This window comes from Cellulosimicrobium cellulans (assembly GCF_016907755.1).
In the GTDB taxonomy this organism is placed as follows: domain Bacteria; phylum Actinomycetota; class Actinomycetes; order Actinomycetales; family Cellulomonadaceae; genus Cellulosimicrobium; species Cellulosimicrobium cellulans_D.
In genome coordinates, this window is sequence record NZ_JAFBCN010000001.1 from 3,640,087 (window position 1) to 3,665,656 (window position 25,570).

The 25,570-nt window shown below is 72.2% G+C and carries 17 protein-coding genes; 4 read left to right on the forward strand and 13 right to left on the reverse strand.

Translation table 11 applies throughout. The features are described from left to right. Positions 1–76: 76 nt before the first annotated feature. From JOE63_RS15900 to JOE63_RS15950, 11 genes are all read right to left on the reverse strand, one after another. On the reverse strand, positions 77–1,159 hold the full coding sequence (locus JOE63_RS15900; protein WP_204542552.1) for an ABC transporter permease: 1,083 nt from the start codon (positions 1,157–1,159) through the stop codon (positions 77–79). Beyond that, on the reverse strand, positions 1,156–2,202 hold the full coding sequence (locus JOE63_RS15905; protein ID WP_204542553.1) for an ABC transporter permease: 1,047 nt from the start codon (positions 2,200–2,202) through the stop codon (positions 1,156–1,158). The genes JOE63_RS15900 and JOE63_RS15905 overlap by 4 nt, the downstream gene beginning before the upstream one ends. Then, complete coding sequence (locus tag JOE63_RS15910; protein WP_204542554.1) at positions 2,199–3,851, reverse strand: sugar ABC transporter ATP-binding protein; 1,653 nt, start codon at positions 3,849–3,851, stop codon at positions 2,199–2,201. Before JOE63_RS15910 ends, JOE63_RS15905 begins: the two co-directional genes overlap by 4 nt. Further along, positions 3,848–5,095, reverse strand: coding sequence for a Gfo/Idh/MocA family protein (locus JOE63_RS15915; protein ID WP_204542555.1), 1,248 nt, complete (start codon positions 5,093–5,095; stop codon positions 3,848–3,850). Before JOE63_RS15915 ends, JOE63_RS15910 begins: the two co-directional genes overlap by 4 nt. Before the next feature lie 281 nt (positions 5,096–5,376). Then, positions 5,377–6,378, reverse strand: a complete 1,002-nt coding sequence (locus JOE63_RS15920) for a sugar phosphate isomerase/epimerase family protein (protein ID WP_053369958.1) — start codon at positions 6,376–6,378, stop codon at positions 5,377–5,379. A gap of 41 nt (positions 6,379–6,419) precedes the next feature. Further along, the gene (locus JOE63_RS15925; RefSeq protein ID WP_204542557.1) at positions 6,420–7,079 is read right to left on the reverse strand and encodes a hypothetical protein; all 660 of its coding nucleotides are present in this window, start codon (positions 7,077–7,079) and stop codon (positions 6,420–6,422) included. Between the two features lie 315 nt (positions 7,080–7,394). Then, positions 7,395–12,323 carry a ThuA domain-containing protein gene (locus JOE63_RS15930; protein WP_307840155.1) on the reverse strand — a complete coding sequence of 1,643 codons (4,929 nt, stop codon included), beginning with the start codon at positions 12,321–12,323 and terminating at the stop codon, positions 7,395–7,397. A gap of 319 nt (positions 12,324–12,642) precedes the next feature. Then, complete coding sequence (locus JOE63_RS15935; protein ID WP_087469458.1) at positions 12,643–13,815, reverse strand: Gfo/Idh/MocA family protein; 1,173 nt, start codon at positions 13,813–13,815, stop codon at positions 12,643–12,645. Positions 13,816–13,950: 135 nt separating this feature from the next. Then, on the reverse strand, positions 13,951–15,018 hold the full coding sequence (locus JOE63_RS15940) for a substrate-binding domain-containing protein (RefSeq protein ID WP_087469459.1): 1,068 nt from the start codon (positions 15,016–15,018) through the stop codon (positions 13,951–13,953). Positions 15,019–15,116: 98 nt separating this feature from the next. Continuing rightward, the gene (locus tag JOE63_RS15945; protein WP_374059050.1) at positions 15,117–16,157 is read right to left on the reverse strand and encodes an ABC transporter permease; all 1,041 of its coding nucleotides are present in this window, start codon (positions 16,155–16,157) and stop codon (positions 15,117–15,119) included. Next, the gene (locus JOE63_RS15950; RefSeq protein WP_087469460.1) at positions 16,154–17,674 is read right to left on the reverse strand and encodes a sugar ABC transporter ATP-binding protein; all 1,521 of its coding nucleotides are present in this window, start codon (positions 17,672–17,674) and stop codon (positions 16,154–16,156) included. The genes JOE63_RS15945 and JOE63_RS15950 overlap by 4 nt, the downstream gene beginning before the upstream one ends. A 409-nt stretch (positions 17,675–18,083) precedes the next feature. Here JOE63_RS15950 and JOE63_RS15955 point away from each other — a divergent pair, with 409 nt between their 5' ends. From JOE63_RS15955 to JOE63_RS15965, 3 genes are all read left to right on the forward strand, one after another. Then, the gene (locus JOE63_RS15955; RefSeq protein ID WP_204542559.1) at positions 18,084–19,265 is read left to right on the forward strand and encodes an ROK family transcriptional regulator; all 1,182 of its coding nucleotides are present in this window, start codon (positions 18,084–18,086) and stop codon (positions 19,263–19,265) included. A 70-nt stretch (positions 19,266–19,335) separates the two neighbouring features. After that, a complete protein-coding gene (locus JOE63_RS15960) occupies positions 19,336–20,001 on the forward strand; it encodes a ThuA domain-containing protein (RefSeq protein ID WP_087469462.1) in 666 nt (221 codons plus the stop codon). Between the two features lie 40 nt (positions 20,002–20,041). Next, on the forward strand, positions 20,042–20,947 hold the full coding sequence (locus JOE63_RS15965) for a dihydrodipicolinate synthase family protein (protein ID WP_204542560.1): 906 nt from the start codon (positions 20,042–20,044) through the stop codon (positions 20,945–20,947). Positions 20,948–20,981: 34 nt separating this feature from the next. Here the strand turns inward: JOE63_RS15965 and ligA are convergent, their stop codons facing one another. Together ligA and JOE63_RS15975 are read right to left on the reverse strand one after the other, a co-directional pair. Next, positions 20,982–23,447, reverse strand: a complete 2,466-nt coding sequence (gene ligA, locus JOE63_RS15970) for an NAD-dependent DNA ligase LigA (protein WP_204542562.1) — start codon at positions 23,445–23,447, stop codon at positions 20,982–20,984. A 69-nt stretch (positions 23,448–23,516) separates the two neighbouring features. After that, positions 23,517–24,488 (reverse strand): helix-turn-helix transcriptional regulator, encoded by a 972-nt coding sequence (locus JOE63_RS15975; protein WP_204542563.1) that lies wholly within the window; start codon positions 24,486–24,488, stop codon positions 23,517–23,519. Between the two features lie 113 nt (positions 24,489–24,601). Between JOE63_RS15975 and JOE63_RS15980 the strand changes: the two genes are divergently transcribed. Further along, on the forward strand, positions 24,602–25,555 hold the full coding sequence (locus JOE63_RS15980; protein WP_307840157.1) for an alpha/beta fold hydrolase: 954 nt from the start codon (positions 24,602–24,604) through the stop codon (positions 25,553–25,555). The last annotated feature ends 15 nt before the right edge of the window (positions 25,556–25,570 follow it).

The following is a 25,570-nucleotide window of genomic DNA, read 5'->3' on the forward strand; positions in this document are numbered from 1 at the left end:
GGTGGGGACTTCTTCTGAGGGGTCTTCTTCGGATGGGATCGACGTCGCGCGGGTTCAGGTCCCGCCGGCGCGAGGGCTAGGCGTTCGCGGGGGCGGGCTCCTTCGGTGCGGTGGTCGGGCCCGCGGCAGTCGGGCCGTCCGGGGTGGACGCGCGGCGCCGCGACCGGCGCGGCAGCGCGGCGTAGGCGACGGCCGCGATGATGATCACGCCCTGGATCGCGGGCCGGATCGTCGACGGGAGGCTGAGCTGGTTGAACAGCGTGAACAGCGCCTCCAGGGTCAGCGCACCGGCCATCGCGGCGATCACGGTGCCCCGCCCGCCGCCGAGCACGACGCCCCCGAGCACGACGGCCGTGATGGCCATGAACTCCAGGCCCTGCCCGACCTGCGCGGTGACGCCGGCGTAGCCGCCGATGAGGATCGCCGCGACGGTCGCCATGAAGCCCGAGAGGAGGAACGCGCGCGTGCGCACCCACCAGACGGAGCTCCCGGCGTAGCCGGCCGCGACGTCGTTGTCGCCCGTGGCGACGAGCGTGCGGCCGAACGGGCGGCGCATGAGCAGCGCGGCGAGGACGCCGAGCACCACGACGACCATGAGCGCGTACGGCACCTGGAACTGGCCGGGCGTGTCGGGGATGCCCCCGCGTCCCCACTGCCGGAAGCCGTCGGTCAGCGCGCCCGTGGGGGCGCCGCCCGTCCAGAGCCGGATCGCGCCGTAGAGCACGAGCATCATGCCGAGCGTCGTGATGAACGACGGGACCTTGAGGAGCGTCGTCACGAGGCCGTTGACGAGGCCGACCGCGAGGCCGAAGACGATCATGAGCGCCATGACCGGCCAGGTCATCGAGTCCTCGCCGTCCATGAGCTTGGCCGCGATGACGACCTGGGCACCGACGAGGGAGCCGACCGAGAGGTCGAACTCGCCCGAGACGATCACGAAGTACTGTCCGATCGCGAGGATGACCAGCGGTGCCGCCTTCTTGACGAAGGCCATGAGCGACATGGGCTCGCCGAACGACGGGTTCATCACGAGGATGACCGCGAAGACGAGCACGAGCAGCGCGAACACGGTCCAGCTCCCGCCCGCGGTGAGACGCTCGAGCCAGCCGGCCCGCGGCGCGTGCGCGGGGATCGTCCGGCGCGTGGTGTCGGTGGTCATGCGGACGCACCTCCGGTGCGGGTCGGGCGGAAGCGGGCCCGGCTGCTCGCCGGGTCGATCTGACGCCGGGCGTAGAGCGCGACGGCGGCGATGATGATGACGCCGCGCAGCACGTCCTTGAAGAACGGGTCGACGTCGAGGACGTTGAACACCGTGTCGAGCACGGCGAGGATGAGGACGCCGCCCACGGTCCCGACGATCGAGCCGCGCCCGCCCATGAGGAGCGTGCCGCCCAGGACGACGGCCGCGATCGAGTCGAGGTCGAGGCCGTAGGAGTACACGAGCGCGTTGCCCGTGCCGAAGCGCGCGGCGATGAGGAGGCCTGCGACGCCCGCGCAGACCGAGCACAGCACGTGCGCGAGGATGAGCGTCCGGTCGGTCCGGATGCCCGAGAGCCGCGCGACGTCGGTGTTCCCCCCGACGGCGAACATGTGGTAGCCGGGGCGGGTGCGCGTCAGGAGCACGACGCCCACGGCCGCGACGAGCAGCATGACGATCGTCGAGACCGGCACCGGGCCGACGCGCGTGTACCCGAACATCTGGAACGAGGCGGGCACCTCGCCCGCCGGGCCCTTGAACTGCGTGTCCAGGTAGCCCTTGATGATGAGGCCGACGCCGAGCGTCGCGATGAACGCGTTGACGCGCAGCTTGGCGATGACGAGCCCGTTGACCAGGCCGACGACCGCCGCGACGCCCACCGCCGCGAGGACGCCGAGCCAGACGCGCGAGGGGTCGCCCGCCATGGTCGTCGCGCCGACGATCGAGCTGAGCGCCACGACGTACCCGACGGACAGGTCGAGCGACTTGCACAGGATGGCGAACGTCTGCCCGACCGCGACGAACCCGAGCAGGCTCGTCTGCGTGAGCATGTACGCCGTGTTGGCGGTGCTGAACAGGTTGCCGCCGCCGACGGCGACGAGGACGCCGGCGATCACGAGGATCCCGACGAGGGCGAGGTAGACGATCTCCGTCGACCCCAGGCGGCGCCGGCGCGCGGGGGCGCGGCGCGCGGTGGGGGCGGCGGTCGCGACCGCGGTGCTCATCGGTCCTCCTTCGGGCCGTCGGTGTCGGTGTCGTGCGGGGTGCCGGGCTCGGTGCCGGGGAGGTCGGCGGCGTCCGCGAGGGCGCCGAGGTCGACGTGGACGTGCTCGCCCGACGTGTCCTCCCCCGCGCCGGTGGCGAGGGCCATCACGGTCTCCTCGTCGCTGCCCGCGGGGAGCTCGCCCGCGAGGCGGCCGTCGCGCATGACGAGGACCCGATCGGCCATCGCGACGACCTCGGGGAGCTCGGAGGAGATGAACAGGACGGCGACGCCGCTCGCGGTGAGCTCGCGCATGAGGTCGTAGACGGCGCGCTTGGCACCGACGTCGATGCCGCGGGTCGGCTCGTCGAGGACGATGACCTGCGGGTCGGTGACCAGCCACTTCGCGAGGACGACCTTCTGCTGGTTGCCGCCCGACAGGTACTGGACCTCGGCCTCCTGCGAGCTCGCCACGAGCTCGAGCGAGGAGAGGATTCCCGGGATGCGCTTCGCGCGCCGGTCCGCCTGCCCGGGGACGACCGCGTCGAGGACGAGCCGGGCGTTGGCGAGGATCGACTGGCCGAGCGCGAGGCCCTCGGCCTTGCGGTCCTCGGTCACGAGCGCGAGCCCGGCGCGCACCGCCTGGCGCGGCGAGCGCACGTCCACCGGCTTGCCGCCGACGAGCACGCGGCCCCGCGTGAAGCCCGCGATGCCGAAGATGCCGTGCGCGATCTCGGTGCGCCCCGAGCCCTGGAGCCCGGCGAGCGCGACGATCTCGCCCGCGCGCACCTCGAGCGACACGTCGTCGACCTGCGTGTTGCCGACGCCCTCGAGCGCGAGGCGCACCTCGCCCGGGACGGTCGAGGCGTCCTTGTCCGGGAAGTACCCGGCGAAGTCGCGGCCGACCATGGTGCGCACGAGCCGGTCGGGGTCGATGTCCGCCGTCGGGGTCGTCAGGACGTGGTTGCCGTCCTTGAGCACCGTGATGGTGTCGCAGAGGTCGAAGATCTCCTTGAGGCGGTGCGACACGTAGAGGATCGCGACGCCGCGCTCCTTGAGCCGCTGGACGAGCTCGTAGAGCAGCTCGACCTCCTGGTCCGCGAGCGCGGCCGTCGGCTCGTCCATCGAGATGATGCGCGCGTCGTAGGACACGGCCTTGACGATCTCGACGATCTGCTGCTGCGCGACCGAGAGCGACCCGACGCGCGTCCACGACGCGAGGCCGGTGAGGCCCAGGTCGGCGAGGAGCGCCGTCGTGTCGGCGTGCATCCGCCGCCGGTCGACGAGGCCCGCGCGGCGCGGCTCGCGACCGAGGTAGACGTTCTCGGCGAGCGAGCGCTCGGGCAGGAGGTTGAACTCCTGGAAGACGGTCGAGACGCCCGCGTGCTGCGCCGCGAGCGGCGACGCGAACGTCGTGGTCTCGCCGTCGAGCTCGATCGTGCCCGCGTCGGGGCGGTGCACGCCCGCGATGATCTTCATGAGGGTCGACTTGCCGGCACCGTTCTCGCCGACGAGCGCGTGGACCTCGCCCGGACGCACGTCGAGGTCGATGCCGCGCAGCACGGAGTTGCCGAAGAACTCCTTGCCGATGCCCCGCAGCCGCAGGATCGGCTCGTCGCCGCCCTCCCCCGTCGCCGGCGGCCGGGGCTCGCGCGTGGTCGTCGCGGTCATGCCGGCACCTCCACCCAGCCGCCCGAACGCACCGACTCGGCCACGGCGGCAGCCAGGCGGGCGGCGCGCAGGCCGTCGTCGAACGTGGGCAGGCCGTCCGGGACGCTGCCGCGGATCGCCGTCGCCGTGTCGGCGACGAGCGCGTCGAAGCAGTCCTGGTAGCCCTGCGCGTGCCCGGCGGGCAGGCGCGAGTAGCGGGCCGCGGCCGGGGAGAGCGCCTCGGGGTCGCGCACGAGGAGGCGCGACACGTCACGGCGACCCTCCCACAGCGTCTCGGGCTGCTCCTGGTCGAACGACAGCGTCGACTCCGAGCCCGAGATCTCCAGGAAGAGGCGGTTCTTGCGGCCCGCCGACACCTGGGAGATGACCGCGGTCCCGAGCGCCCCGCCGTCCGTCGCGTACTGGAGCGTGACGGCGTCCTCGGTCGCGACCTCGTGCACGACGCCGTCCGCCCCTCGGCGGCGCGGGTTGACGGTGGCCGACTGCGCGACGAGCCGGGCGATGCGGTGGCCGGTGGTGAACTCGAGCAGGTCGCAGAAGTGGGAGCCGATGTCGCCGAAGGCCCGGCTCGCGCCACCGAGCGCGGGGTCGACGCGCCAGTTGTCGTCCGACTCCCGCAGGAGCCAGTCCTGCAGGTACGAGCCGTGCACGAGCGAGATGGTGCCGACCTCGCCCTGGCGCACGCGCTCGCGAGCCTCGCGCACCATCGCGTGGAACCGGTAGGTGAAGGGCACGACGGCGACCCGGCCGTCGGCGGCGCGCGCCTCGGCGGCCAGCCCCGCGAGCTCGACCGCCCCCTCGACGTCGGTCGCGAGCGGCTTCTCGCACACCACGTGCTTGCCCGCCGCGAGCGCCGCGCGGGCGAGGGGGACGTGCAGGTGGTTGGGCGTGCACACGTGCACGACGTCGACCTCGGGGTCGGCGAGCAGCTCCTCCGCGCTGGCGACGGCGCGCTCGGCACCGAGGCCCGGCGCCGCTGCGCGGGCGATCTCGAGGTCCGCGGCCGCGACGCTCACGACCCGACCGCCCCCGGTGCGCACGGCGCGCGCGTGGACGCCACCCATGAAGCCCGCGCCGAGGATCCCCGCACGGTAGCCGGAGGCGGGCAGGCCGCCCTCGTCGGGCGCGCTGGCGGGGAAGGTCGTCTGGGCGGCGGGGGCCCCTGTCGTGGTCGCTCCGGGGAGGTGCGCACCCGGTTCCAGCACCGGGGTGCGCACGTCCTGCGCGACGTCGTCGGCTCGCATGGATGACAACGTAGGGTCACTTCTGTCGAGCGTCAAGCAAAAGCCGAACATTGATCGTCACGGTTATATAACCCAAACCGCAAAACAAAATGTGAAGGATCACACGGCCTTGGCTCGGGGCGACGACGGGCGGCGACGAGGGGCGGGACGACAGGCGACGACGCCCACGGACGCAGGCACGCCACCGCCCCCGGCCGTCGAGGGGCCGGGGGCGGTGGCGTGTCGGACTGTTCTCCCCCACCCGCCGGCCGGCAGAGCCGGCCGGCGGGAGACTGTGCGTGCTACTTGGTCGAGAACGCGGCGTCGAACGCCGCGTCCGGAGCGTCGAAGGCGTACTTCTTGACGAACTCGAGGGCCTCGGGCGCGCCGACCAGGCGGTCCATGCCGGCGTCCTCCCACTCCACGGAGATGGGGCCCTCGTAGCCGATCGTGTTGAGCATGCGGAACGCGTCCTCCCACGGCACGTCGCCGTGGCCCGTGGAGATGAAGTCCCAGCCGCGGCGCGGGTCCGCCCAGGCCAGGTGCGAGCCCATGCGGCCGTTGCGGCCGTTGTGCATCCGCTTCTTCGTGTCCTTGCAGTCCACGTGGTAGATGCGGTCCTTGAAGTCCCACAGGAAGCTCACCGGGTCGAGGTCCTGCCACACCATGTGGCTCGGGTCCCAGTTGAGGCCGAACGCCTCGCGGTGCCCGATCGCCTCGAGGGTGCGGACGGTCGTCCAGTAGTCGTACGCGATCTCGCTCGGGTGGACCTCGTGGGCGAACTTCACGCCGACCTCGTCGAAGACGTCGAGGATCGGGTTCCACCGGTCGGCGAAGTCCTGGTAGCCGGCGTCGATCGCCTCCTGGGAGACCGGCGGGAACATCGCGACGTACTTCCAGATCGCCGAGCCCGTGAACCCCACGACCGTCTTCACGCCCAGCTTCGCGGCGAGGCGCGCGGTGTGCTTCATCTCCTCGGCGGCGCGCTGACGCACGCCCTCGGGGTCGCCGTCGCCCCACACCACGTCCGGGAGGATGTCGCGGTGGCGCTGGTCGATCGGGTCGTCGCAGACGGCCTGGCCCTTGAGGTGGTTCGAGATCGCGTAGACCTTGAGGTCGTACTTGGCGAGGAGGTCGAGCTTGCCCTGGACGTACTCGTCGTCGTCCCAGCGCCACGGGTCGAGATGGTCTCCCCAGCAGGCGATCTCCAGCCCGTCGTAGCCCCAGCCGGACGCGAGCCGCGCCACCTCCTCGAACGGCAGGTCTGCCCACTGCCCGGTGAAGAGGGTGATCGGTCGTGCCATGGTCGTGTCTCCTTCGGTCGTTCTCGGTATCGCGCCCGGGGTCACCGGGCGGACGTGCTGGTCAGGGAGCGGGGCTTGCCGTCCGACGACTCGTCGGCGGCGGCAGCGCGCGAGCGGCGGCGGACGACGACGTAGCCGCCGGCGAGGAGGAGCACGGCGACCACGGCGACCGCGATCCACACGCCCGCGCCGCCTCCCGTGGGCTCCTCGTCCGCGGTACCGGACCCGTCCGCCGCGGCGGCGTCGTCCTCGGCGCCCGTCGAGGCGGCCCCGTCCTCGGCACCGGCCGCGGCCTCGTCGTCCGCGTGCGGGGCCGGCTCGGGCAGAGGCACGACGTCGACCTGCGCGGACGCGGTCGCCTCGGACGGGTGCGTGATCGTCGCGGTGAGGGTCCAGTTGCCCTCGGCAAGGACGCCCGGCTCGGACGTGTACCAGCCGACGCCCTCCGACGCCGAGGAGAGGGTGAGGGGGCCGACGGTCTGGCCGGCAGCGGACTGCGCGGTCACGGAGACGTCGGCCGCCTCCTCGACCGGGTGGCCGTCGAGCTTCCAGGTCAGGTTCGCGGAGACGCCGCCCTCCCCGTCGGTGCCGAGGGAGATCACGACGTCGCCGCCGTGCGCGGCCGCGGGGGCCGCCACACCCAGCAGCGCGACGACGGCGCCGAGCAGCACGCCGAGCGCCGCCGTGAGAAGAGCGCGCACCCCGACCCGGGATCGGGGGCTGGTGCTGGTGCCGCTGGGCTGCGGAGACGTTCGGGACATCGGGTCATCACCTCGTCGTGGTCCGTGGGTGGCTCCGGGGCCGACGGTCGTCGTCGGTCCCCGGGGTGCCCCGGCGCCGGGCCGGAGCGCCCGTTCCCGGGCGCCGGGGCCGGAGACCCGGAGGTCCCCGTGGAGCTCGTCGTGCGGGCAGCGTACGGTCGGCCCGGCCGATGGGCCGCCCGTCCGCCGAGCGCCCGCACGCCGAGCGCGGTGCCCGGCGGGCCGGTGCTCAGGGCACCGGCCCGCCGGAACCTGTCAGGAGCAGGCCCGGGCGGCGTAGTCCGCCGTCCCGGAGAACGTCCTCCCCTCGGCGTCGGTCGCGGTCACCGTCACGGTGCCCGCGTCCACCCCTGCCGCGCGCGAAGCGAACGACTGGTAGGCGTTCGCACCGGGCGCCACGTCCGCGAACTCCTTCGACCCGTACGGGGTCTCGAGAGCGATCGCGAGCGGGACCGCGTCGTCGTTCGCCGCGCGCACCGCGACGAACGTCTTGCCGGCCATGCAGCGCGTCTCCGCGGTGATGGTCACCGCGATCGGCTCGGCCTCGTCGCCGACCACCCGGAAGTAGTCGAACGACGCGGGCGCGCCCGTCGCAGCCGACGCACCGAGCGCGAAGAGCCCGACCTGGGCGTCCGCCGCGGCCGCGTTCGTCACGCCCTGGGCCAGCTCGGTCCAGGTCTCGCCGTCGGCGCTGTACGCACCGGTGAACGTGTCACCCGACCGCGTCAGGCGCAGGTGCCAGACCGACTCGGCGACGTTGTTCACGCTCGGCTGCGGGTCCTGGACCACTCCGCCGACCTCGCTGCGCAGCTCGATCCGGGCGGCCCTGGCCTGGCCCGCCTGGTTGTCGACCACGTAGTCGATCTTGACGTAGTTGTCGTCGTCCCCGTAGACGATCAGACCGCCCTGCTGGTACTGGCGGTCGAACGCCGAGCCGTCGACCTTGGTCTCGATCGTCCACTCGTCGCCCGGCTGCTCCTGCAGCAGGATGTTCGGCACGTCCGTGTTGCCCGTCCCGTAGATGTCGGTCGGGGTCGTGTCGATCTGCAGCGAGCCGTCCGCCACGCGGTAGCCGGTCGGGTCCTCGCGGACGATCGACCAGCGGCACGCGTCGAGGGCGGTGCCGTCGAACTCGTCGTCCGGCCCGGCGGCGGACGCCGTGTCGTCGGGCGTGATCGAGAACCAGTCGAACTCGGCGTCGACCACGGGGGACGCGGTGCTGTTCCCCTTGAGCGACACGAGCCCGATCTTCACGTTCTCCAGGTCGGCGATCGACTTGGTCTCCGACATCGTCGTGAAGTCGACGCCGTCGGCCGAGTAGGCCGCCTGGAGGTTCTCACCGTTGCTCACGAACCGCACGTAGACCGTGTCGGGGTAGGCAGCGCCGAGGTTCGCCGTGTTGGACGCGGCGACCTCGTTCGGGACGCCGTTCTCCTCCCGGATGAACTGGAAGATCCGCGCTGCCGGGTCCGCCGACTGCGAGCGGCCCTGGAGCACCATCTTCGCGTAGTTGTCCTGGTCCTCCCAGATCACCAGACCGGCCTGCTGGTACTGCTGGCGAGCCGGCAGCGTGAGCTTGGCCGTGGCCGTGAACGGCCCGTCAGGCAGGTCCTGCAGCACCAGGTTCGGGACCGTGGTGTTGCCCGTGCCGTAGAAGTCGGTCGCCGTCGTCGGGATGACGAGGTGGCCGTCGCGCACGGCGAGGTTCTGGTCGCGGTTCGCCACGGTCCAGCGGTCCTCGTCGAGGTCCGTGCCGAGGAAGTCGTCCGAGCGGCCCGAGAAGCACATCCCCGGTCCCGTCTGGGCCTCCTTCACCGTCACGGTCGTGTACTCCACCGAGTACGCCCCGCGCGCGTCCGTGGCACGCACCTGCAGCCGGTAGGTGCCCGGCTGGTCGTACGTGACCTCGAACGAGTCGCTGCCGTCGACGAACCCGTCACCGAGCCCCGCGTCCCACGCGAAGGTGATCGCGTCGTCCTCGGGGTCGGAGGCCGTCGCCGTCGCCGTCACCGTCAGCGGTGCCGTACCGGTCGTCGGTGTGACGTCGAACGAGTCGATCGTCGGACGGACGTTGTCCGTCACGCCACGCCCGTTGATGACCATCCAGTTCACGTTCGACTGGCCGGCGGTCTGGACGAAGTACAGCGTGCCGCTGCCCGACGGGACGTCGTGCAGCTCGGCGGTGACGTCGGTGTAGACCTGCCAGTCGCCCGTCGCCGGGACGGTGACGCTGCCGATCTCCGGCCCCTCGGGGTCGTCCCACCGCAGCGAGATCGGACCGCCGCCGCCCGGCGAGGCCGCGCGCAGGGTGATGGAGTCGACGTTCGCGAGCGACACCGGCGAGTGCGCCCACCAGTCACCGGGCTCGATGAAGCCGATGTTCAGGCCGCCGCCCGCGGAGTCGCCCGTGGTCTCGGTCTGGACGCCGGGCGTCCCGCTGGTGTTCGAGCCGACGCGGCCCGTCGAGGTGAAGAACTCCGACTGGAGCAGCTTCGGCTGCAGGATCTGCAGGTCGTTGTCCGAGAGCGGCACGCCGACCTCGCCGCCGTCGTCGGTGTACATCGCCTCGACCACCCAGAAGATGTTCGACTCGATGCCGTGGCCCTCGTCGCGCGCGGTCTGGAGCGTGCCCTCACAACCGGAGAGCTCTTCCATGGGGTGCGCGTGCGAGTCGTGGCCGAGCGAGGTGAACAGCGTGACGTTGTCGCACGTGACCTCCCCGTCGGGGTCGTCCACGGCGATCTCGTACTTCACCTGGTCGCCCCACTCGAAGAAGCCACCGTTCTCGGGGAACGTGATCGAGACGGTCGGGGCCTGGTTGCCCACGACGATCGACACGTTCGCCACACCCACGGCGCCGTCCTCGTCGGTCGCGACGAGCTGAGCGGTGTAGCTGCCGTTCGCGGTGTACGTGTGCACCGGGTTGGCCTCGGTGGACGGCTCCGAGCCGTCGCCGAAGGTCCACTGCAGCGTGATCGGGTCGCCCGCCGGGTGGCGCGTGCCCTCGGAGGAGAACTGCACCGTCAGCGGCGCGGCGCCGCTCGTCACGTCCGCGCTCGCGCGGGCGATCGGGGCGGGGTCGCCCTGGACGTAGTTGACCTTGTAGACGCCGCTCGAGTCGTTGTTGCCACCGAAGCCGGCACCCCAGTCGACGACGTACAGCGCGCCGTCCGGACCGAAGTCGAAGTCCATCGGGCGGTCGAAGCCGGCCGACGGGTCGAAGATCTTCGGAAGGACGCGGTTGATGTCGACCAGGTCGTCACGCTTCTCGCCGTCGAGCTGGAACGAGTACATCCTGCCCTGGTTCCACTCGCCGAACAGGGCCTTGCCGTCCCAGTACTCGGGCCACTTGACGTCCGAGTCGAGGTCGGCGTCGTACTGGTAGACCGGGCCGCCCATGGGCGCACCGCCGCCACCGATCTCCGGGAAGTCGGGGTTGCCGCCGCCCGTGTACCAGACCTCGGCCGCGATCGCCGGGGGGAGCTGCTGCAGGCCGGTGTTGTTCGGCGAGTTGTTGACGACGCCCGCGGCGCAGTCGAACGCCGCGCCGGACTGGCCGGTCGCGAAGTTGTAGTCGACGTAGTTGTTGTTCGAGCCCGTGCAGTACGGCCAGCCGTAGAAGCCGGGGTCGCTCACGACGTTCCACTCGACCGCACCGCGCGGACCGCGGGCCGGGTCGGCTGCGCCCGAGTCGGGACCGTAGTCGGCGACGAGCGCGTTACCGGTCGTCGGGTCGACCCCGATGCGGAACGGGTTGCGGAAGCCCATCGCGTAGACCTCGGGCTTCGTCTGCGCGGTGCCGGGCGCGAACATGTTCCCCTCGGGGATCGAGTACGTGCCGTCGTCCTCCGGGTGGATCCGCAGGACCTTGCCGCGCAGGTCGTTCGTGTTGGCCGACGTGCGCTGCGCGTCGAAGTTCTGGCGACCCGCGCGCTCGTCGATCGGCGTGAAGCCGCCCGACTCGAACGGGTTCGAGTTGTCGCCGGTGACGACGAACAGGTTGCCGTCCGCGTCGAAGACCATGTCACCGCCCGCGTGGCAGCACGTCTCGCGCTGCGTCGGGATCTTGAGGACCGTCTTCTCCGAGGCGAGCGAGACCGTCTTCGTGGCGGCGTCGTAGTCGAACCGGGAGACCCGGTTGTGCGGGCCGTCGGCCCCGACGTCCTGCGGCGACCAGAAGAGGTACACCCACCCGTTCTCGCCGAAGTCCGGGTCGAGCACGATGCCCGTGAGCCCGTCCTCGTTGGCCTGCGTGACCGAGAGCGTCGCCGCCGTCGTGGTCTGGTTCGTCGCCGGGTCGATGACACGGACGCGTCCGTCGCGCTCGACGTAGAAGACCGTCCCGTCCGGGGCGACGTCGAGCATCATCGGGTTCGCGGTGTTCTCGTCCAGCGGCACGAGCTCGTAGCTGTCGGACTGCGTCGCGTTGCAGTCCGACGGGACGACGCCCGCGGCGGTCTGGATGCCGCCGAGGAGGTGCTGGAGGAACTCCGGCTCCTGGAACGACTCGTCGGTGTGACCACCGCCGGTGTACCAGGACCGGCCGCCGTCGTAGACCTGGCACCAGGCCGTCGGGTGGTCGGCGCCCATCGCGCCCGAGCCTGCCGAGTACGACGTCTCGTCGAGGCTCGCGAGCACGTGCACCGTGTCGCGCGGGTTGGTGCGGAAGTTGTACCACTCGTCGTAGCGGTCCCACCGTGCGGGCAGGTGCGACGTCGACTCGTGGGCGTGGTCCTCGACCTTGACGGTCGCGTCCTGGTTCTGGGGGTGGGCGCTGAAGTACGCGCCGACCAGCCCGCCGTACCAGGGCCAGTCGTACTCGGTGTCGGACGCCGCGTGGATGCCCGCGTACCCGCCTCCGTTCTGGATGTAGCGCTCGAACGCGGCCTGCTGGTCGTCGTTGAGGACGTCGCCGGTCGTGGACAGCCACACGACGGCGTCGTACTGCGCGAGGTTCTCGTCCGTGAACGCACCCGCGTCCTCGGTCGCGGTGACCTCGAAGTTGTTCTCGGTACCGAGCTGCTGGATCGCCGCGATGCCCGCGGGGATCGACCCGTGGCGGAAGCCACCGGTCTTGCTGAAGACGAGCACGTCGAACGGGACGGTGTCCGCGGCGGCCGCGAGCGGCGCCGTGACCTGGCCGGTCTGGACGCTCGCGGGTGCCGGCGCGGCCGTGGCCGACACCGCCGTCGCGATGGTCAGGGGGAGAGCGACCGCTGCCGCGGCTGCTGCCGCGACCGTGCGCCTGACGGCGCGCGATCCTCCTAGCACGTTTCTCACAAGGTCTCCTCGTCGAGATGGGGAACTGTGCTGCGCTCCGCCGGGTCGGCGCCATCGGCCTGCCGTCCGTCCCGGGCTCGTCGGCGGAAAGACGTCGGTGCTCCGCCGGGCACCTTCTCGCCGCGTGTGCGGCGGTCCTACCTCCTCTCGTCGTCCCGGTCGTCGGCCGCGCGTCTGCGCACGGCCGACGACCGGACTCCCGTCCGGAAGGCCGGTCCTCGCCCTAGGGCTGGACCCAGCCTCCCGACGCCGCGCTCCGCTCGACCGCGTCGAGCACGCGCTGCACCACGAGGCCGTCCGCGAAGGTCGGCGCCGGGTGCTTCCCGGCGGCGATCCCCTCGACGAGGTCGACCGCCTGGTGCGTGAAGGCGTGCTCGTACCCGAGCCCGTGGCCCGCGGGCCACCAGTGCGCGACGTACGCGTGCTCCGGCTCCGTGACGACGATGCGCCGGAAGCCGGCGACGACCGCGTCGTCCGCGGCGTCGAAGAAGTGCAGGACGTTCATGTCCTCGAAGTCGAACGCGACGGAGCCCTTCGAGCCGTTGATCTCGAGGCGGATCGCGTTCTTGCGGCCGTAGGCGAACCGCGTGGCCTCGAACGTCCCGATGCCCCCGCCGGACAGCCGGGCAAGGAAGATCGCGGCGTCGTCCACGGTGACGGGTCCGCGCTCGGCGCCGCCCTGGCCGGACAGCCCCGCGAACTCCGTCGCGACGGGCCGCTCGGTCACGAAGGTCTCGAGCAGTCCGGAGACGCTCGTGATCCGCTCGCCGGTGATGAACTGCGCGAGGTCGATGACGTGGGCGCCGATGTCGCCGAGCGCCCCGCTGCCGGCCTTCGTCTTGTCGAGCCGCCACGACAGCGGCGCGTTCTCGTCCGCGATCCAGTCCTGCAGGTACTGCGCGCGGACGTGGCGCACGGTCCCGATGCGCCCGTCGGCGACGAGCTGCCGCGCGAGCTGGATGGCCGGCACGCGACGGTAGGTGAAGCCCACCATCGCGACCTGGCCGCGCGCGGCGGCGGCCTCGGCCACCGCGACCATCTTCTCGGCCTCGGCGACCGTGTTCGCGAGCGGCTTCTCGCACAGCACGTGCTTGCCCGCCTCGAGCGCCGCGATCGCGATCTCGGCGTGCGTGTCACCGGGCGTGCACACGTCGACGAGGTCGACGTCGTCCCGGGCGACGAGCGCCTGCCAGCTGGTCTCCGTGGACTCCCAGCCGAGCCGCTCCGCGGCGGCGGCCAGCGCCTCCGGGTTGCGGCCGCCGAGCACCCGCATGCGCGGGTCGAGGGGGAGGTCGAAGAACCGGGGGGCGGTCCGCCATGCCTGCGAGTGCGCTGCCCCCATGAACGAGTACCCGACCATGCCGACGCCGAGCTGCGCGCCGTCGTTTCCTGCCATGACGTTCCTTCCGTGCGCGTTTTCCTGCGCGTGACGTGAGCACGCCCACGGTCCGGCCGGGTGCTCCCGGGCGGACCGTGGGCGTGGTCCGCGTGCTTTTCCTGCTGCGTGCTGACGACGGGCGTCAGCGGTCCGTCAGGACTGGAACGCCGTGGGCAGGTACTGGTCGACGTTGTCCTTGGTCACGACCGGCGCGAAGAGCTGGACGGTGCGCGGCACGCCGGACGACGCGAGGTCGCTCATGTTCTTCTCGTGCGCCACGAGGCGGGCGAGCTTGATGCCGTCCGCGGCCTGGGTCGACGGGTAGACGACCGTCGCCTGGAGGACCGAGTCGCCAGCCTGGATGTGCTCCATGACCTGCTTCGAGCCGGCGCCGCCGACCATGAAGAACTCGTCGCGGCCCGCGTTCTCGATCGCGGACAGCACGCCGACGCCCTGGTCGTCGTCGTGGTTCCAGATGGCGTCGATCTGCGGCGCGGCCTGGAGCAGGTTGGCGGTCGCCGCCTCGCCACCCTGGACGGTGAAGTCGGCCGCGACGCGGTTGTCGACGTCGAGGCCGCAGTCGGACAGCGCGTCCTCGAAGCCCTGGCTGCGGTCCTGCGTGAGGGGCAGCGAGTCGATGCCCGCGATCTCCGCGACGACGGCGTCAGGGTTGTCGCCGAGCTGCTCGCAGATGTACTGGCCGGCGCTCACGCCCATGCCGTAGTTGTCGCCGAGCACCGTGGTGCGGGCGGCGAACGGGCTGGAGAACTCGCGGTCGACGTTGATGACCGGGATCCCGGCCTCCATCGCCTTGGTCGCGACCTCGGTGAGCGCGGCGCCGTCGAACGGCAGGAGCACGATCGCGTCGACGCCGTCGTTGATGAAGCCCTCGATCTGGCTGATCTGGACGTTGACGTCGTTCGTGCCGTCGGCGACGCGGAGCTCGACGTCCTCGTACTCCGCGGCCTCGGCCTCGGCCGCGGTCGTGATGGCACCCATCCAGCCGTGGTCGGCGGCGGGGGCCGAGAAGCCGATGACGATCGGGTCGCCGGGGGCGTCGTTGTCGGAGACGGCCTCGTTGCTGCTGCCGCCGCCGTTCGCCTCCGCGGTGTCCTCGGCTTCCGGGGTGTTCGACGTGCACGCCGTGGCGATCAGGGCGATCGACGCGGCGGAGACCGTCGCGAGCGTGATGCGGCGGCGGAGGGTGGTGCGTGCGGACATGGGATCTCCTTCGATGCTGTCCTGCTGGAGGAACTTCGGGGGAACTGACGGGGTGATGCGGGCTGTGCGTGGCGCGAGGCGCCGGAGGAACGGTGGCGCTACGTGGTCCGCCGGGCGAGGCGCTGCTGGAGCAGCACCGCGCCGACGATGATCGCGCCCTTGGCGATCTGCTGGACCGAGCTGTCGACGTTGTTGATGATGAAGACGTTCGTGAGCGTCGTGAAGATCAGGACACCCAGGACCGTGCCGACGATCGTCCCTCGGCCACCCGCGAGGAGCGTGCCACCGACGACGACCGCCGCGATGGTGTCGAGCTCCATGAGGAGGCCGTTGGTCGAGGAGCCCGCGCTCGTACGGGCCAGGAACATGACGCCGGCGATGCCGGCGGTGAGGCCGGACAGCGCGTACACGTACATGAGGTGCCGCTTGACCTTGATGCCCGCGAGGCGCGCGGCCTCGGGGTTGCCGCCGACGGCGACCGTCCGGCGGCCGAAGGTCGTGCGGTTGAACAGGAACCAGCCGAGCACGGCGACGACCGCGAAGATCCACACGATCTTCGGCACCCCGAGGAGGTTGCCCCGGAAGATGTCGTTGAATGCCGCGACGTCGACGATCTGCGTGCGCTTCTGCGCGATGAGCTCGGCGAGGCCACGTGCCGCGACGAGCATCGCGAGCGTCGCGATGAACGCCACGACCCTCCCGTAGGCGATGATCAGGCCGTTGATGAGCCCGGCGCCGATGCCGACCGCGAGCGCACACACGACCATGACGACCCAGCCGTACGACTGCGTCGCGAGCGTCGTCGCCCACACGGACGCCAGCCCGACCACGGAGCCGACCGACAGGTCGATCCCGCCCGTCGTGATGACGAACGTCATGCCGATGGCCAGGACGCCGAGGATCGACCCGAGGCTGAGGATGGTCATGAGGTTGCTGACGCTCGCGAACCGCTCACCCCCCGTGGCGAAGCCCACGACGCACAGGAGCAGCAGGGCGATCACGAGACCGATGTTGCGACCCGCCGCCCCGGACATGAACCCGCTTTTGCGGCGCTCGCTCGCGGCCTTCTCGACCCGGGCCGACTCGTCGGCGTCCGGCTTCTTCGTCGGCACCGATGCCGACACGTCCTGCTCGCTCACGCGACACTTCCTTCCATGACCATGTCGAGCACCTGGTGCTCGTCGATGGAGCTCGAGGGCCCCTCGTGCACGACGCGACCCTCGGAGACGACGAGGACCCGGTCGGCGAGGCCGAGGACTTCGGGGATCTCGCTGGACACGACGACGACGGCGGCACCCTCGTCGGCGAGCCTGCGGATGAGGGCGTAGATCTCGGCGCGCGCGCCGACGTCGACACCGCGCGTGGGCTCGTCGAGGAGCAGCACGCGGCAGCCGTGGACCAGCCAGCGGGCGAGCATCGCCTTCTGCTGGTTGCCGCCCGAGAGGGTCCGGATCGCGCGGTCGACGCCGGCGGGCCGCAGCTCGAGCGAGTCGGCCTGCTCCTTGGCGGCCGTGCGCTCGGCGCCCTCGTCGAGGAAGCCGAAGCGCGCGAAGCGGGAGAACGTCGAGAGGGTGACGTTGCGGTAGACGGGCTCGTCGAGGAGCAGACCCTGGCTCTTGCGTTCCTCGGGCGCGAGCCCGATCCCGGCGTCCACGGCGGCGGCCACCGAGCCGGCACGGAGCCGCTTCGAGTCGACCGTCACGGTGCCCGCGGTCGCGCGCCGCGCGCCGTAGACGGTCTCGATGATCTCAGAGCGCCCCGCGCCGACGAGGCCCGCCAGGCCGACGATCTCCCCGGCGCGCACCTGGAACGAGACATCCTCGAACACGCCCCGCAGGGCCAGACCCGCGACGTCGAGCACGACGGGTGCGCCGTCCTCGAGCTCCTGGGAGTCGGGGAAGACGTACTCGACGGACCGCCCGGTCATCAGGGTGATGAGCTTCTGCGTCGGGGTCTCGGAGACGGCGAGGTTCTGGGCGACGGTCCGACCGTCCTTGAGGACGGTGATGCGGTCGCCGATCTCGCGGATCTCCTCGAGGCGGTGCGAGATGTAGACGACGGCGACGCCCGCCTTCGTCAGCTCCTTGACCACGCGGAAGAGGTTGCCCACCTCCTCGGAGTCGAGCACGGCGGACGGCTCGTCCATGATGATGACGCGCGCGTCGTGCGACAGCGCCCGGGCCATCGAGACGATCTGCTTGCCCGCGGCCGAGAGGTGCTCGACCTCCTGGTTAGGGGCGATCTCGCTGTGGCCGAGCCGCTTGAGGATCGCCCGCGTCTGGCGCACGGCCTCGCGACGCTGGGAGAACCCGAGGGTCGAGAGCTCGTGGCCGAGGTAGACGTTCTCCGCGACGGTCAGGCCGTCGACGACGTCGAGCTCCTGGTACATGGTCGCGACGCCGTGCCGCAGCGCGGCGACGGGGTCGGAGATGGTGATGGGCTCGCCGTCGAGGAGGATCTGGCCCTCGGTCGGCTGGTGGGCACCGGCGAGCACCTTGATGAGGGTGGACTTGCCGGCGCCGTTCTGCCCGAGGAGGCAGTGGACCTCGCCCGGGAGGATCTCGAGATCGACGCCGTCGAGCGCTCGAGCCCCGGGAAAGACCTTGACGATGCCCTGCATCTGCAGGAGCGGCTGGGGAGGGTCTGCGGTGACCATGCGGTGAACCTAGCCGACCTTTTGACGACGGTCAATCATAAGATCGCGGGCTTTTGCTGCTGTTACAACTTCGTTACCAGCAAAAGTGGACAAGCGCTGTCAGGGCGAGAGAACGCTCCCACGACGCGAACGGGCAGTGATCGACGAGGCGGGTCGACAGGTGGCGCGACGGCCGGCTGACGAGCCGAACCACCGAGAAGTCGGCCTGGGGTCGGGGTCTGCACGAGCGGGTGGGGCGGGTGTTCGCCCGGACGGGAGGCCCTTCCTCGGGTCTCCACAACTTCCGACGACGTCCGTGTCGCCTTGGGAGGGGACAGTAGGGTACCTTTTGGCGATCGTCAAGCAAAAGCCGATGACTCGTCCGGCACGTACGGACGACCGACGAGAGGCTCCGTGATTCACTGTGCCCATGGAGGAACTGCTGAAGTTCGCGCCGCGCCCGACCGGCGCCGGCGACATGTTCCAGCTGCTCCGGGACGGTCAGCCGCGCACGCGCGCGGACCTCGCAGCGATCACGGGGCAGGCGCGATCCACCATCGCCGCCCGGATCGACCTCCTCATGGCGGCGGGCCTCATCGCCCCCGCGGGAGAGGCGAGCTCGACCGGCGGGCGGCCGCCCGTGACCTTCGCCTTCAGCCCTGAGGCGCGCATCGTCCTCGCCGTCGACCTCGGCGCGACCCACGCCCGCCTGGCCGTGACGGACCTCGCGTCCAACGTGCTCGCCGAGACCGACGCCGCGCTGGCGATCGCCGACGGCCCCGACGTCGTCCTGTCCTGGGTCGCGGACACGGGCGAGAAGCTCGTCGCGACGACCGGGCGCAGCCTCGACGACCTCGTGAGCGTCGGCGTCGGCCTCCCCGGGCCTGTCGAGCACTCGTCGGGCCGCCCCATCAACCCGCCGATCATGCCCGCGTGGGACGACGTCGACGTCGCCGGCATCCTGCAGAAGCGGTTCAACGCGTCGGTCCTCGTGGACAACGACGTGAACATCATGGCGCTCGGCGAGCACCGCACCGCCTGGCCCACCGTGACGGACATGCTGTTCGTCAAGGTCGCCACCGGCATCGGGTCCGGCATCATCGCCGACGGCGAGCTGCGGCGCGGCGCGCAGGGTGCCGCCGGGGACATCGGCCACGTAGCCGTCCCGAGCGCGGCCGACGTCCCCTGCCGCTGCGGGAACGTCGGGTGCCTCGAGGCCGTCGCGAGCGGCCAGGCGGTCGCCGCCGCGCTCGCCGCCGCGGGCCTCGACGCGACGAACAGCTCGGACGTCGTCACCCTCGTCCGCGGCGGGGACCTCACCGCGAGCCAGGCCGTCCGCCAGGCCGGGCGGGACATCGGCTCGGTGCTCGCGGCGTGCGTGAGCCTCCTCAACCCGTCGCTCATCGTCATCGGCGGCATCGTCGCCGAGGCGGGCGAGCACCTCATCGCGGGCATCCGCGAGATCGTGTACCAGCGGTCGCTCCCTCTCGCGACGCAGCACCTGCGCATCGTCACGTCGCAGGCGCGTGGCCAGGCTGGCGTGCTCGGTGCGAGCGCCATGGCCGTGGATCACGTACTCTCGCCCGCAGCGATCGACGCGCTCATCGCCTGAGCGCGGTCGCCGGGGGCCGCTGTCCGCGACACGCGGACGTGACGAGTGTGACGAGGCACGAGGAGGAGTCATGACCGAGCGGGACCGTCGAGCGCTCGTGGTCCGGGGCGGTTGGCCCGGGCACGCACCCGAGGAGGCGGCGGAGCTGTTCGTCCCGTTCCTGGAGGCGTCCGGATACGACGTGACGCTCGAGGGATCGTTGGAGTCGTACGCCGACGAGGAGTTCATGGCGAGCCTGGACCTCGTCGTCCAGTGCTGGACGATGGGCGAGATCCTCCCTGACGAGATGCGCGGGCTGCGCACGGCGATCGCGAACGGCACCGGCTTCGCGGGCTGGCACGGCGGGATCGTGGACTCGTTCCGCCTCGCGACCGACTACCTGCAGATGGTGGGCGGGCAGTTCGCCGCGCACGCGCACGACCTCATCGACCACACGATCGACATCGCGCCGGAGCACGCGGACCACCCGATCGTCGCGGGCATCGGCCCGATCGCGCTGCACTCCGAGCAGTACTGGGTGCTCGCCGACTCGTACAACGAGGTCCTCGCGACGACGACCATCGTCCCGCGCGACGGCGACCCGTGGCACGAGCCCGTGATCTCCCCCGCCGTGTGGACGCGCCGCTGGGGCGCCGGCCGCATCTTCGTGTGCGCGGCGGGCCACCAGCTCGCCGACCTCGAGGTCCCGCCCGTCCGCACGATCGTGGAGCGCGGGATCCTCTGGGCGAGCCGCTGACCCTCGGCGCGCCCCGCACCCCGTTCCCTACACTCGGCGCGTGACCTCGTTCCACGGCCTCCTCGCCTACCCGATCACGCCGCTCACCCCCGCCGACGCACCTGACCTCGACGCGCTCGCCGCCGTCGTGGCCGACGCCGCACGCGCGGGGGTCGACGGCGTCGTCGTCCTCGCGTCGTCGGGCGCCGGGGTGACGTTCGCGCCCGACGAGCGCGACGCCGTCATACGCGCCGCCGTCGCGGCGGGCTCCTCGGCCGGTTCGCCGCGCGTCCCCGTGCACGTCGCCGTGAGCGGCGCGTCCACGCGCGAGGTCGTCGCCCGCGCCCGCGCGGCGCGGGACGGCGGGGCCGACGGGCTCGTGCTCGCGCCGTCCTCCTACCTCCCGCTCGACGAGGACGAGGTCGTGGCGGTGTTCGAGGCCGTGGCGGCGTCCGTCGACCTGCCGGTCTGCTACTACAACCGGAGCGTGCAGACGGCGTACGACGTCACGCCCGCCGCGCTCGCCCGGCTCGCGCGCACCGCGACCGTCGCGGCCGTCAAGGACCCGGCGTCCACGCCCGCGCGTCCGGCGGGCCGCGTCGCGGCGCTCCGGGCTGCGACCGAGGGGCTCGGCGTGAGCGTCGGGCTCAGCGGCGACGCGGCGATCGTCGGCGGCGCCGAGGCCGCGGACGCCTGGCACACGGGGCTCGCGGCGCTCGTGCCCGCCGAGTACACGGCGCTCCGGCGCGCCCGGGCCGCGGGCACCGCGCCCGACGCCCAGGTCCTGGACTGGCTGCGCGCGCTCACGGACGTCCTGGCGTCGCTGCGCCCGGTGAGCGGGTTCCACGCGCTCGCGAACCTCCTCGGCGTGCCGACCGCTCCCCCGCGCGGCCCGTCCCTGCCCGTCCCGCCCGACGGCGTCGCGCGGCTGCGGGAGGTCATGGAGCGGCGCCCGTCGGCGCCCTGACCCACCCGTGCGGCGCCGCGGAGCGTCGGACGACTCAGCCGTCCGTACCGGCGCCCGCCTCGTCGTCCGCGCCGGAGGTGTCGCCGCCCACCCGGTCCGCGACGGCGTCGGGCCCGCCGGCGAGCAGCGCGACGAAGCCGTCCTCGTCGAGGATGGGCAGGCCGAGGTCGCGGGCCTTGGTCTCCTTCGAGCCCGCGCTCGCTCCGACGACGACGTAGTCGGTCTTCTTCGAGACCGACCCCGACGACTTGCCGCCCGCGGCGATCACCGCCTCCTTGGCGCCGTCGCGGCTGAAGCCCTCGAGCGACCCCGTGACGACGACGGTGAGTCCCGCGAGCGGTCCGGTGGGTGCCTTCCGGGCGCCCGGACCGGGATGCCCCGGGATGGAGAACCGCACCCCGTCCCGCTTCCACTGGTCGACGATCTCCTGGTGCCAACCGACCTCGAGCCACGCGATCACCTCGTCCGCGATCACCGGCCCGACGCCCTCGACCGCCGCGAGGGCCTCGCGGCCCCCGTCACGGATCGCCTCCTCGATGGCGTCCAGGGACCCGAACCAGTCCGCGAGCGCTCGGGCCGCGACCGGGCCGACGTGCCGGATGTTGAGGCTCACGAGGATGCGCCAGAGGTCCTTCGTCTTCGCGAGCCGCAGCTCGTCGACGAGGGTCTGCGCCGTGCTCGACGGCCCGTACACCGGGTAGTCCTTGCGGACGCCCGCCGCGCGGCGCTCGGCGGGCGTCGCGTCCTCGAACCCGGGCGGGTAGGTGCGCGCGGCGACCTTCTGGAACGGCCGGACGACCTTGGCGAGCAGCACCGAGCCGTCGGACATCGCGACCTCGCCCGACTCCCCCACGCCCTCGAACGGCCGGGGCAGGCCGGTCTCCGGGTCGCGCACGACGACCTTGATCGGCGCGAGCTGCTCGACGGTGAGCCCGAAGAGGTTCTTCTCCGTGCGCAGCGGCGGCTCGGCGGGCTCGTACGGCTGGGTGAGCGCGGCGGCCGTGACCTCGCCGAGCGCCTCGACGTCGAGGCCGCCGCGCGAGCCGATGTGCTCGACGCGGCCGCGCACCTGGGCGGGGCAGGACTCGGCGTTGGGGCAGCGCAGGTCGACGTCGCCCTCCTTCATGGGGCGCAGCGGCGTGCCGCACTCGGGGCACTCGGCCGGCATGACGAAGTCCTCGCGCGGGTAGCCGTCGTCCGCGAGCGCCGCGACGGGGCCGAGGATCTCCGGGATGACGTCCCCGGCCTTGCGCAGCACGACCATGTCGCCGATGCGCACGCCCTTGGCCCGCACGACGTCCTGGTTGTGCAGGGTCGCCTGGCGCACCGTGCTGCCGGCGACCTTCACGGGCTCCATGACCGCGTACGGGGTCGCACGGCCGGTACGGCCCACGCCGACCTGGATCGCGAGCAGGCGCGTGTTGACCTCCTCGGGCGGGTACTTGTAGGCGATGGCCCACCGGGGTGCGCGGCTCGTGGCCCCGAGCCGGCGCTGGAGCGCGAGCTCGTCGACCTTGACGACGATCCCGTCGAGCTCGTGCTCGATGTCGTGGCGATGCTCGCCGAAGTAGGCGATGCGCTCCATCACCTCGTCGAGCCCGTGCACGACCCGGTTGTGCGGCGACACGGGCACGCCCCACCGCTCGAACAGGTCGTACGCGTCGGACTGGCGCGCGAGCTCGGCGTGCTCGCCTGCCTCCCACTGGAGCGCTCCGACGCCGTGCGCGTACATGCGCAGGTTGCGGCTCGCGGTGACGGCCGGGTCCTTCTGGCGCAGCGACCCGGCCGCGGTGTTGCGCGGGTTGGCGTACGGGTCCTGCCCTGCGGCGACGAGCTTCTCGTTGAGCGCGGCGAAGTCCGCGACGCCCATGAAGACCTCGCCGCGGACCTCGATGACGTCCGGGTGCGTGGCCGGGTCGCCCGCGAGCTGCTGCGGGATGCTCGTGATGGTACGGACGTTGGCCGTGACGTCCTCGCCCGTGCGCCCGTCCCCGCGCGTGGCGGCCCGCACGAGCCGGCCCTTCTCGTAGAGCAGCGCGATGGCGAGGCCGTCGATCTTCACCTCGCACAGGTAGCCCACCTCCGCGTCGGCGGCCACGCCGAGGTCGCGGTGCACGCGCGCCGCCCACGCCGCGAGGTCCTCCTCGCTGAACGCGTTGTCCAGCGACAGCATCGGCTCGAGGTGCTGCACCGTCGCGAACCCCGCGGCGGCGCGACCCCCGACGCGCTGGGTGGGCGACTCGGGCGACTGGAGCGCGGGGTGAGCGGCCTCGAGGGCCTGGAGCTCGTGCATCCGGGCGTCGTACTCGGCGTCCGAGGAGACGGGCTGGTCCTCCTCGTAGTACGCGCGCTGGTCGGCCTCGACCTGCGCGACGAGCTCGGCCCAGCGCCTCTGCGCGGCGGCCTCGTCGAGCTCGGCGGCGGACGTGGCCGTGGGGACCTCCTCGTCCGTCGCGGTCGGGGTGGTCGGGGCGGACGTCGCGGGGGTGCTCTCGCTCACCCGCACATCATCGCGCGGACCGCCGACATCTGCCGCCCCCGTCGGGTGCGGCTGGCGTGGTCGTCGCGCTCAGGGCCGACGCCGGTGCGCGAGGTGGGCGCCGAGGCGCACGACGGCGTCCGCGAGGTCGTCGGGCTCGACCACGCGCACGGGGGCGCTGAGAGCCAACCGTGCGACCGTCAGGGCCAGCCGCCCGACGTCCTCGCCACGGATCCGGACCCTCGCGGCCCCCGACGCGGCGTCGACCACGTCGTGGTCCACCCACCGGAGCACCTCGGCGAGGTCGTCGAGCCTGGCGTCCAGGAGGAGGGTGGCGACCCGCTCTCGGGGGACCGCGCCGACGGCGTGGGCGACGAACGCTGCCGCGCCACCACGGGGGATCTCGCGGGGTGCGAAGCGGCCCCCGGTCGCGGACGGACGTGCGAGCCGGTCGAGCCGGAAGGTCCGCCAGTCACCGCGGTCCCGGTCCCACGCGACGAGGTACCAGCGGCGGTCGGCGGCGACGAGCCGGTGCGGCTCGACCAGGCGCCGGGTGCGGGTGCCGTCACCGGCGCGGTAGGGGAAGCGCACGAGCTCGTGGTCGCGGCACGCGGCGGCGAGGACACTGAGCGACCCCGGGTCGACCAGGTCCTGGTCGGTCGGCGACGTCACAGGCCTCACGCTGGAGCGCAGCGCCGCCACCCGCCTGCGCAACCGGTGCGGCAGCAGGCTCTCGACCTTCGCGAAGGCACGCAGCGACGTCTCCTCCATACCCTCGACGGCGGCGACCGCCGCACAGCCGAGCCCGACGGCGAGCGCGACGGCCTCGTCGTCGTCGACGACGAGCGGCGGCAGGTGCGCTCCGGACTCGAGGCGATAGCCCCCGTACCTGCCCGAGGTCGCGGCGACGGGATAGCCGAGCCCCCGGAGCCGGTCCACGTCGCGACGCACCGTCCGCTCGGTCACGCCGAGTCTCCGGGCGAGCTCCGCACACGGCCAGAACCGGTGGGTCTGGAGCAGCGAGAGCAGCGTGAGCGCGCGGCCGGTGGGATCCGTCGACATGTTCCCAGCCTCCCGCGCACCGCGGACAGCTCCTGTCCGCGATGGTCTCTACGGTCGCGCCGATCGATCGCCGCACCGCGCGCATCGGCACGTCACCGGAAGGACAAGCACCCGTGTCGCACACCATCGACTTTCCCGAACCGACCATGGTCACCGTCAACGGCATCGAGCTCGAGGTCTTCGGGGCGGGGCAGGAGAACGCCGGCAGACCCGTCGTCCTCTGCCACGGCTGGCCGGAGCTGGCCTTCTCCTGGCGCCATCAGATGGCCGCGCTCGCCGACGCGGGCTACCACGTCATCGCCCCCAACCAGCGCGGCTTCGGCAGGTCGTCCCGCCCCGCCGAGGTCTCCGACTACGACGTCGTGCACCTGACCGGCGACCTCGTCGGACTCCTGGACCACTACGGGTACGAGGACGCCACGTTCGTGGGCCACGACTGGGGCGCGAACGTGGTGTGGAGCGCTGCCGTGCTGCACCCGACCCGCGTGAAGGACGTGGTCGCGCTCAGCGTGCCGTACATGGAGCGCGGCGACGTGCCGCCCCTGGCGTTCATCGAGGCGGTCGTCGGCAGCGACTCGTACTTCGTCCACTTCAACCGCCGGCCCGGGGTGGCGGACGCCGTGTTCGACGCGAACGCCCGCCAGTTCCTGCGCAACCTGTACCGCAAGAACGAGCCCGCGGCGGAGCCGCCGCCGGGCATGTGGCTCCTCGACCTCGCCCAGACCGAGACGCCGCGCGGCGAGCCCGTGATGAGCGACGCCGAGCTGACGGTGTTCGTCGACGCGTTCGAGGCGTCGGGCTTCACCCCGAGCGTGAACTGGTACCGCAACCTGGACCGCAACTGGGAGCTGATGAAGGAGGTCGACCCGATCGTCCGTCAGGACGCACTGATGGTCTACGGCGCACGGGACACGGTCATGAGAGCGCCGAACCTCGAGGCGTTCGTCCCGCGCGTCGAGGTGGTGGAGCTGGACTGCGGACACTGGATCCAGCAGGAGCTCTCGGAGGAGACCACCCGCCTGATCCTCGGATGGCTCCAGCGGCACGGCGCCGCGGAGAGGGCGTGACGCCGGCCGACGGGT